The organism is Streptomyces sp. NPDC086077 (genome assembly GCF_040686175.1).
GTDB lineage: Bacteria > Actinomycetota > Actinomycetes > Streptomycetales > Streptomycetaceae > Streptomyces.
Genome location: NZ_JBFBJT010000211.1, coordinates 1 through 9,321, shown reverse-complemented (window position 1 = coordinate 9,321; position 9,321 = coordinate 1). Strand labels below are relative to the sequence as shown.

Here is a 9,321-nt window from a genome sequence, read left to right as displayed (position 1 = left end):
GGCCAGGGCGCCCCCGGCTGGGCGCCCCCGCCCGGCCAGCAGCCGGCCGGCGCGCCAGGCTTCGGTGCCGGGAAGGCGGCCGCCGCCAGCGCCGCTGCGTCCCAGGCTCCGGCGCCCGCCCCGCAGTCCGCGAGCGTCCCCCACCAGGCCCAGGCCGCCGCCCCCGTCACGTCGGGCTCCGGCGGCGGTCAGTCCTCCTGGGCGCAGCAGGTGCACCGGCTCGCCGGCGCCTCCAGCGGCGCCCCCGACGAGCAGCCCGTCGCCCCGTGGAAGCCCCCCGTCGAGGACGTGTTCCAGGCGGCGGCGCGACGGCAGGCCGAGGCCCGCCCGGCAGGCCTCGGCAAGCGGCTGACCGCCCGGCTGATCGACACCGTGGTCGTCGCGGGCGTCACCGCGGTCGCCGCCGTGCCGCTCGGCGCGCAGGCCCTCGACCATGTCCAGAGCAAGATCGACGAGGCCAAGCTCTCCGGCCGGACGGTCACCGTCTGGCTGCTGGACGGCACGACAGCGGCGTACCTCGGCATCGTCCTCGCCGTGCTGCTCGTCTTCGGCGTCCTCTACGAGGCGCTGCCCACCGCCAAGTGGGGGCGCACGCTGGGCAAGAAGCTGCTCGGCCTGGAGGTGCGGGACATCGAGGGCCACGACGCCCCGTCCTTCGGCGCGGCCCTGCGCCGCTGGCTCGTCTACAGCGTCCCCGGTCTGCTCTGCTTCGGCGTCATCGGTGTGCTGTGGTGCCTCTTCGACCGGCCGTGGCGCCAGTGCTGGCACGACAAGGCCGCACACACGTTCGTCGCGGGCTGACGGGAGGGCCGTCCGGAGCGTCTGTCGGCGGCCGGTACTCCGGACGGCCCCTCGCCGGATGCGGAGCCGCGGGGTTCGCGGTCGACTCGGGCCATGAGCACCGAACCGCCCCCCGGTTCCGGCGGGCAGCCGCCGGAGGACGACCCGTTCAAGAAGCAGCCCCCGCCCGGCGAGGGGGCCGGCTCGCCGTACGACAGGCCCCCGGGCGGCGGTGAGCGGCCCCCGCCCCCCGGCGGCGGCCCGTACGGCGGTGGACCCTACGGTGGCGGGCCGCAGGGCGGCGGGCCCTACGGCGGCGGCCCGTACGGCGGTGGCGAGCACCCCGCCGATCCGCTCGCCGGTATGCCCCCGCTCGCCGACAGCGGCAAGCGCACGGTGGCCCGGATCATCGACATGGTGCTGGTCGGCATCGTGGTCTGGCTGATCACCTGGGGCTTCAACGTGGACGAGTACCAGGTGGACGCCGACCAGGTCGACGTCGGCGACTCCGTGGCGCAGTCCGTCATCGCGGCCGTGCTCTACATCGCGTACGACACGATCATGATCGCCAAGTCGGGTCAGACCCTCGGCAAGAAATGGCTGAACATGCGCGTGGCACATCTCGACAACGGAGCCACGCCTTCCGTTCAGGCCTCGCTGCTCCGCGCGGCGGTGCTGTGGATTCCGTTCGCGTTCTGCTGCGCCTGCGTCTGGACGGCGATCTGCGGCGGCTGGAGCTTCTTCGACAGGCCCTACAAGCAGGGGCTGCACGACAAGGCGGCGAAGACCGTGGTGGTCAGCACCACGTGACCCGGTCGGCACGACGGCGGGCCCGTCACCTGGGAGGTGACGGGCCCGCCGTACCGTGTGCTGCTCGTGTGTTCCTCAGTGGGCCGTGGGTTCCCGTACGGGCTCGCGGCGCACCGTCGCCGGCCTCGGTGGCGTCACGTCGGTGGCGGGCCGGTGCGCGGGTATCGGAGTTCGCTTCGGCATGGGCACCGTCATGGCGACCAGCAGCCCGAGCAGGAGTGCCGCGACGGCGATGACCGCGATCCCCGCACCCGAACTCGTCTGTGACAGCAGCAGCATGGCGAGGGTCGAGAAGATCACGGTGCACGAACCGTAGGCGAGCTGTGCGGCGGTCGGACGAGGCATGGCAATCGTGTCCTCGAAGAATGGGGGTGGACTCCCCCCGTGCCTCACGCTGCGGGGGAGGGTGCGGACTGAATCTATTCGCGTGCATGCCCGACCGGAACGAACCGTAAGCGTGACCTGACCAACAGTGCCGGTGCACAGGGGGCGCACCGAGTCATGTCAGCCATCGGATCGGCCGTCCCGCGCGCCCGGAGAACGAATCCCGACTTGTTCGGTAAGCGAAAAGTCATCTCCGCATAGTGCAGTTGTCCTGCGCAAGTCAAGGTCTGTCTTTTCTCCGCAACCTCTAGTCAAATGTCGGCACTTGACTACACGCGTTGATCAGGCGCGCGCGGACGCACCACCTCCATCACCCCCCTTTCCGCGCGCCCGGACGCTGGGGAGGAACTCAAGTGACCAGTAGACCCTGGACGTTGAGAGCTGCCGCGACCGCGGTCGCACTCGCCGCGGCCACCGCCACGCTCTCCGGCCTCACCGTGGCCCAGGCGGACTCGGCCGGCCCGGCGGCCAAGGCGCCCGCCGCCGACCGGCATGACCCCGCGTCGCCGGAGAACCACAAGGGCCACGAGCACAACCTCGACGGCCCGCTGAGCAAGACGGTCGAGGCCCAGCGTGAAGAGGCGCTGAGGCAGGTCATATCCGGCCAGGCCTCGGTGAAGCAGCGCGACGGCTCCAAGGTCGTGCAGCTCAAGAGCAAGAAGGGCGACGCAAAGTACGTCGAGCTGGGCCGGGAGAAGACCGACAAGATCTTCACCATCCTGGTCGAGTTCGGCGACAAGACGGACCCCCGCTACGGCGGCACCGCGGGCCCGCTGCACAACCAGATAGCCAAGCCGGACCGCAAGAAGGACAACTCCACGGCCTGGCAGGCCGACTACGACCAGCAGCACTTCGAGGACCTGTACTTCGGTTCCGGCAAGGGCGTCGACTCGGTCAAGACGTACTACGAGAAGCAGTCCTCCGGCCGCTACTCGGTCGACGGCGAGGTCTCCGACTGGGTCAAGGTCCCCTACAACGAGGCCCGCTACGGCAACAACGCCTGCGGCGACACCAACTGCCCGAGCGTGTGGAACGTGGTCAGCGACGGTCTGAACGCCTGGGTCGCCCAGCAGAAGGCGGCCGGCCGCACCGACGCGCAGATCAAGGCGGACGCCGCGCGGTTCGACGAGTGGGACCGTTACGACTTCGACGGCGACGGCGACTTCAACGAGCCCGACGGCTACATCGACCACTTCCAGGTCGTGCACGCCGGCGAGGACGAGTCCGCGGGCGGCGGTGCCCAGGGCACCGACGCGATCTGGGCCCACCGCTGGTACGCCTTCGGCACGGACGCCGGCGCCACCGGCCCCGAGCAGAACAAGCTCGGCGGCACGCAGATCGGCTCCACCGGCATCTGGGTCGGCGACTACACGGTCCAGCCGGAGAACGGCGGACTCGGCGTCTACGCCCACGAGTACGGTCACGACCTCGGTCTGCCGGACCACTACGACACCGCGGGCGGCGAGAACTCCACCGGCTTCTGGACGCTGATGTCGTCCGGCTCGTGGCTCGGCACCGGCAAGAACGAGATCGGCGACCTCCCCGGCGACATGACCGCCTGGGACAAGCTCCAGCTGGGCTGGCTGAACTACGACACCGCCAAGGCCGGGGTCAACTCCTGGCACAAGCTGGGCGTCGCCGAGTACAACACGAAGCACAAGCAGGCGCTGGTCGTCCAGCTGCCGAAGAAGGCCGTCACCACCGAGATCATCGCCCCCTCCGAGGGACAGACCCAGTGGTGGAGCGGCAGCGGTGACAACCTCAAGAACACGCTGACGCGTTCGGTCGACCTCACCGGCAAGTCGGCCGCCGAGCTGACCTTCGACGGCTGGTACGACATCGAGGCCAACTACGACTACCTCTACGCCGAGGTCTCGACCGACGGCGGCGCCAACTGGACCGCCGTCGACGGCACGGTGGACGGCCAGCCGGTCCCGCGGGACGGCAGCGACAAGCCCGCCCTGCACGGCACGCTCGACGGGTACAAGAAGTTCGCGTACTCGCTCGACGCCTACGCCGGCCAGAAGATCGGCCTGCGCTTCCGCTACCAGACCGACGGCGGCGTGGCCCAGAAGGGCTTCACGGCCGACGCGATCAAGGTGACCGCGGACGGTGCGCCCGTCTTCTCCGACGACGCCGAGGCCGCGGACGCCGCTTGGACGGCCGCCGGCTTCTCCCGCGTCGGCGCGTCCTTCACCAAGGACTACGCGCAGTACTACATCGCCGAGAACCGGCAGTACGTGTCGTACGACGAGACGCTCAAGACCGGTCCGTACAACTTCGGTTTCACGGAGCGCCCGGACTGGGTGGAGCACTACGCGTACCAGAACGGCCTGTTGATCTGGAAGTGGGACACCTCCCAGCAGGACAACAACACCAGCCAGCACGCGGGTACCGGTCTGGTGCTGCCGATCGACTCCCACCCGACCGCGCTCAAGTGGGCCGACGGCACGCTGATGCGCAACCGCATCCAGGCCTACGACTCGCCGTTCAGCCTCGGCCGCACCGACGGCATGACGCTGCACAAGGCGGACGTGGCGAAGTACATCCCGGGGTCGAAGGGTGTCTCGGTCTTCAACGACCGCACCGGTGACTACTACGACGAGTCGAACCCGACCGGCGGCGTCAAGATCACTGACACCAACACGAAGATCAAGATCCTGAAGGAGGCCTCGAACGGCTCGACGGTCGAGCTGGAGGTTGGCCCCGCGGGTAGGTAATCGGTATCTGCCCAGGTCAGAGCGTGATCGGCGGTGACCCCCTGGCGGGTCACCGCCGATCCGTGTTTAGGTGCCTCCTGTGGTTCTCTTATTGACACCGGCTGATACGGGGGTATGAAGACATGGCCGCAGGAGGTTTCTGCAAGCTGCCGAACGGCACGGTGGTGGTGGCGCTGAACCTGCCCAGCCCCGCCGCCGACGGGTCCGCCGCGGTGCGGGTGCTCGTCCACGCGCAGAACCGGGCGCGCGCCCTGACCAGGCTGCGCAACCTGGGGCTGCGGGCGGTCTACCTGCGCGGCAACGCGGCCCCACCCAGCCCGGACGAGATCACGGCGGTCCTGCACCATCCGGACGGCCTGATATGGCGCACGGCCCCCGACGCGACGCTCGGCGGCCCCGACCTCACCCAGGAACTCTGGCGCCCGATCCGGGCCCTCCTGCGCCGCCCCACGGCCCAGATGTGACCCACCCGAGCGATCCCCGCCCGGGGCCCGGACGGACGAACCCCTGCTGCCTTGACCGGGCTCAGACGACCGGCTTCCCCGACAGTTCCACGCCCGCCTCGCGCAGCTCCTCCAGGGCTCTTTCCGTGGTCGCCTCCGCGACGCCCGCCGTGAGGTCGAGCAGGACGTGGGTGCGAAAGCCCTCGCGGGCCGCGTCCAGGGCCGTCGCGCGTACGCAGTGGTCGGTCGCGATGCCGACCACGTCCACCTCGTCGATCTGCCGCTCGCGCAGCCAGTCGGCCAGCGAGGTCCCGTTCTCGTCGACGCCCTCGAAGCCGCTGTACGCCGCCGCGTACGCGCCCTTGTCGAAGACCGCGTCGACGGAGCCGGAGGCGACGGCCGGGGCGAAGTTCGGGTGGAAGCCGACCCCCTCCGTGCCCGCGACGCAGTGCGCGGGCCAGGAGTGCGCGAAGTCGGGGTTGTCCGCGAAGTGGCCACCGGGCGCGATGTGATGGTCACGGGTCGCCACCACATGACGGTACCCGGCGGGAGCCTGCCCGATCAGCTCGGTGATCGCGGCGGCCACATCGGCACCCCCGGTCACCGCGAGACTGCCCCCCTCGCAGAAATCGTTCTGCACGTCTACGACGATCAAGGCGCGGCGCATGGTCGGTGTCCTTCGCTATGGGGTCTGTCGGTAGTCCCGGCGGTTCGGTACGGGTCGGTGCGGAGCCTGGTGCCGAGGGGGTGCGGGGCCCGGTCCGGCGGGTGCATCTGAACCTCCGAGCCTAGAGACTCCGGGCACGCAGCGGGAGGGGGCGCTACGGGGCGCGTACGCACGCGCCCCGCCGGACCGGCCTAGCCCTCGGTCGCGTACTCCGTCGGGAGCACCGGCTCCCCCCGGGACAGCTGGGTCGCCGACAGGGGCAGGTTGGCGCGGGCGGCGATGTGCCGATCGCGGGCGGCGTCGAGCGGCTCGCGGGCGACCACCTCGCCGCCCTTGACCAGCTCGACCAGCAGCTGCCGGTCGGCCAGCCCCGCCGGGACGGCCCCCGTGCCGACGACCTCGGCCTCGGCCACGCCCTGCCCGTCCAGCCGCCGGGCGGCCCACTTGCGGCCCCCGATGGAGATCTTGCCGCTGGACGACTTCTTCGCCACCGGCACGAGCGGCGCCTTCGGGTCCTCGGACTCGGCGCGGGCGACCAGTTTGTAGACCATCGAGGCCGTCGGGTGCCCGGAGCCGGTGACCAGCTGGGTGCCGACGCCGTACGCGTCCACGGGCGCCGCCGCCAGCGAGGCGATGGCGTACTCGTCGAGGTCCGAGGTCACGATGATCCTGGTGCTCGTCGCGCCCAGCTCGTCCAGCTGCTGACGCACCCGGTGCGCGACCAGCAGCAGATCCCCCGAGTCGATCCGCACGGCCCCCAGCTCGGGCCCGGCGACCTCCACCGCCGTACGGACGGCCTCCGCGACGTCGTACGTGTCCACCAGCAGGGTCGTCCCCCGCCCCATGGACTCGACCTGGGCCTGGAAGGCGTCGCGCTCGCGGTCGTGGAGCAGGGTGAAGGCGTGGGCGGAGGTGCCCACCGTCGGGATCCCGTAGCGGAACCCGGCGGCCAGGTCGGACGTGGAGGCGAAGCCGCCGACGTACGCGGCCCGCGCGGCGGCGACCGCGGCGAGTTCGTGGGTGCGCCGGGCGCCCATCTCGATCAGTGGGCGGCCCCCGGCGGCCGAGGACATCCGGGAGGCCGCCGCGGCGATCGCGGAGTCGTGGTTGAGGACGGACAGGATCACCGTCTCCAGCAGCACGCACTCGGCGAAGCTGCCCTCGACCCGCATGATCGGCGATCCCGGGAAGTACACCTCGCCCTCGGGGTAGCCCCAGATGTCGCCGGAGAAGCGGTAGTCGGCGAGCCAGTCGAGGGTCTCCCCACCGACGATCTCGCCCTCCCGCAGGAAGCGCAGGACGTCCGCGTCGAAGCGGAAGTTCTCGACGGCGTCCAGGACGCGGCCGGTCCCGGCCACCACCCCGTACCGGCGCCCCTCCGGCAGCCGCCGGGTGAAGACCTCGAAGACGCTGCGCCGCCCGGCGGTGCCGGCCCGCAGCGCGGCCTGGAGCATCGTCAGCTCGTACTGGTCCGTGAAGAGGGCGGTCGAGGGGACGTCCACCGGCAGCCCAAGGTCCGCTGTGTTCATGGCAACCGATGCTACACCCCATTTCGTCAGTGTGACGATTTGTGGGGCCCATGGCAGCATGGGAGTTGTGACGTCAGCCGCTCCCATCGAGATCGAACGCACCGAGTCGGCTCAGGAGGTCTCTGCCGTACCAGAGCCGGACGTCCCCTGGGTCACGATCGTGCACAACGACCCGGTCAACCTCATGAGCTATGTGACGTACGTCTTCCAGTCGTACTTCGGCTACTCCAAGGACAAGGCCACCAAGCTCATGCTCGACGTCCACCACAAGGGCCGGGCGGTCGTCTCCAGCGGTAGCCGCGAGGAGATGGAACGCGACGTGCAGGCCATGCACGGCTACGGTCTGTGGGCCACCCTCCAGCAGGACCGGAAGTAGCGATCGCCGCCATGCCAGGAACCTTCGAACCGCTCCCCGGCGGCGGCGCGGCCGTCGCCCTCGACGACGTCGAGATCTCCATCATCCGCTCGCTGGCCGTCCAGCTGCTGGAACTCGTCGGCCCCGGCCCCGGCGAGGACGCCTCCGCCGACCCGCTGGCCGAGCTGTTCGCCGAGGGCCCGAGCGAACCGCCCTCCGACCCGGTGCTCCGCCGCCTGTTCCCGGACGCCTACAGCGACCCCGAGCGGCCCGAGGAGGACGAGGAGCAGCAGGCGCACTCCGCCGAGTTCCGCCGCTACACCGAGAACGACCTGCGGGCCGGCAAGCGGGAGAACGCCCTCGCGGTGATCCGCTCGCTGGACGAGCTGGCCTCCCCCGGGGACGGCGGGGCGGTGCTGCAGCTCACCCCGGAGCGGTCCCAGCAGTGGCTCGGCGCCCTCAACGATCTCCGCCTCGCGATCGGCTCCCGGCTGGAGATCTCCGACGAGGACGACACCGACCTGCTCTACCGGCTGCCGGACGAGGACCCGCGCAAGCCCATGGTGATGGCCTATCTCTGGCTCGGCGGGCTCCAGGAGACATTGATCTCCACCCTTTTGCCCTGAATGTGAAGGCGATGTGTCCGCTCAGCGGACGCTCAAATCCGGATAACGATCCTGTCACCGCTGTGGCCAGTTTTATGCCCTTAGGTGTTTGTTTGTCCGGTTCTTCCTGTGTTGTGCGCCACATGCCCCCCAGGCGATCAGTGTGGCGGTCGTGATAAATCTTCACGACCGCCCGGCGAACACCACCCTTATGTCGCGCCGGGTGCGCCACCGAGCCGGCGACCGTCGGCCAGGCACGAGCGGCCTTGGGAGGGCTGCTCAACTCCATCAATCCGGGGGGATCGAAACCCGATCCGAGGCCGACGAGAGGTCCGGGTCGGCATGGAGAAAGGCGCACTACACATGACCTCTGAGAAGGTCACGGACGCTCCTGAAGAGGGGTACGAGCGCGGGCTCGGCAGCCGTCAGGTCCAGATGATCGCGATCGGCGGCGCCATCGGCGTCGGCCTCTTCCTGGGTGCCGGGGCGAACATCGCCAAGGCCGGCCCCAGCCTGATCCTGATGTACGCCCTGGCCGGCGTGATCATCTTCTTCATCATGCGGGCGCTCGGCGAGCTCCTGCTCTACCGCCCCGTCTCGGGTTCCTTCGCGGAGTACTCCCGCGAGTTCCTCGGCCCGTTCTTCGGTTACTTCACCGGCTGGACGTACTGGCTGATGTGGGTCGTCACCGGCATGGCGGAACTCACCGCCGCCGCGATCTACGTCAACTACTGGTTCCCGTCCATTCCCCAATGGGTGACGGCACTGGTCTTCCTGGTGATCCTGTTCGGGGTCAACCTGATCTCCGTGAAGCTCTTCGGTGAGCTGGAGTTCTGGTTCTCGATGGTCAAGGTCACCGCTCTGATCGGCATGATCGTGATCGGTCTCGGCGTGCTGACCTTCGGTTTCAGCAGCGCCGGTGACACGGCGGCCGTCTCCAACCTCTGGGCCTTCGACGGCTTCTTCCCCAAGGGCATCGGCTCGTCCCTGATGACCCTCCAGGGCGTCATGTTCGCCTACCTCGCCGT

10 protein-coding genes are annotated in these 9,321 nt (G+C 69.9%); 7 read left to right on the top strand and 3 right to left on the bottom strand.

What is annotated here, in order from left to right; genetic code table 11:
• Together AB0O67_RS34635 and AB0O67_RS34630 are read left to right on the top strand one after the other, a co-directional pair.
• The coding region (locus AB0O67_RS34635) for an RDD family protein (RefSeq protein ID WP_365459158.1) at positions 1-801 on the top strand (801 nt) is incomplete at its 5' end.
• Positions 802-894: 93 nt separating this feature from the next.
• Complete coding sequence (locus tag AB0O67_RS34630) at positions 895-1,590, top strand: RDD family protein (RefSeq protein WP_365459155.1); 696 nt, start codon at positions 895-897, stop codon at positions 1,588-1,590.
• 75 nt (positions 1,591-1,665) lie between these two features.
• Here the strand turns inward: AB0O67_RS34630 and AB0O67_RS34625 are convergent, their stop codons facing one another.
• On the bottom strand, positions 1,666-1,935 hold the full coding sequence (locus AB0O67_RS34625) for a hypothetical protein (RefSeq protein ID WP_365459152.1): 270 nt from the start codon (positions 1,933-1,935) through the stop codon (positions 1,666-1,668).
• A gap of 392 nt (positions 1,936-2,327) precedes the next feature.
• On the opposite strand from AB0O67_RS34625, the gene AB0O67_RS34620 reads away from it, so the two are divergent.
• Both AB0O67_RS34620 and AB0O67_RS34615 read left to right on the top strand, forming a co-directional pair.
• The gene (locus tag AB0O67_RS34620; protein WP_365459149.1) at positions 2,328-4,694 is read left to right on the top strand and encodes an immune inhibitor A domain-containing protein; all 2,367 of its coding nucleotides are present in this window, start codon (positions 2,328-2,330) and stop codon (positions 4,692-4,694) included.
• A gap of 122 nt (positions 4,695-4,816) precedes the next feature.
• Positions 4,817-5,158 carry a hypothetical protein gene (locus AB0O67_RS34615; RefSeq protein WP_365459146.1) on the top strand — a complete coding sequence of 114 codons (342 nt, stop codon included), beginning with the start codon at positions 4,817-4,819 and terminating at the stop codon, positions 5,156-5,158.
• Positions 5,159-5,219: 61 nt separating this feature from the next.
• Here AB0O67_RS34615 and AB0O67_RS34610 read toward each other — a convergent pair whose 3' ends face one another.
• The gene (locus AB0O67_RS34610; protein ID WP_365459143.1) at positions 5,220-5,804 is read right to left on the bottom strand and encodes a nicotinamidase; all 585 of its coding nucleotides are present in this window, start codon (positions 5,802-5,804) and stop codon (positions 5,220-5,222) included.
• Between the two features lie 191 nt (positions 5,805-5,995).
• The gene (locus AB0O67_RS34605) at positions 5,996-7,333 is read right to left on the bottom strand and encodes a nicotinate phosphoribosyltransferase (RefSeq protein WP_365459140.1); all 1,338 of its coding nucleotides are present in this window, start codon (positions 7,331-7,333) and stop codon (positions 5,996-5,998) included.
• Between the two features lie 58 nt (positions 7,334-7,391).
• Between AB0O67_RS34605 and clpS the strand changes: the two genes are divergently transcribed.
• The 3 genes from clpS to AB0O67_RS34590 form a co-directional block, all read left to right on the top strand.
• Entirely contained in the window at positions 7,392-7,709 is a 318-nt protein-coding gene (gene clpS / locus AB0O67_RS34600; protein ID WP_365459137.1) for an ATP-dependent Clp protease adapter ClpS, read from the top strand.
• 11 nt (positions 7,710-7,720) lie between these two features.
• The gene (locus AB0O67_RS34595; protein ID WP_365459134.1) at positions 7,721-8,314 is read left to right on the top strand and encodes a DUF2017 domain-containing protein; all 594 of its coding nucleotides are present in this window, start codon (positions 7,721-7,723) and stop codon (positions 8,312-8,314) included.
• A 342-nt stretch (positions 8,315-8,656) separates the two neighbouring features.
• A partial coding sequence (locus tag AB0O67_RS34590) for an amino acid permease (RefSeq protein ID WP_365459131.1) occupies positions 8,657-9,321 on the top strand: 665 nt, incomplete at its 3' end.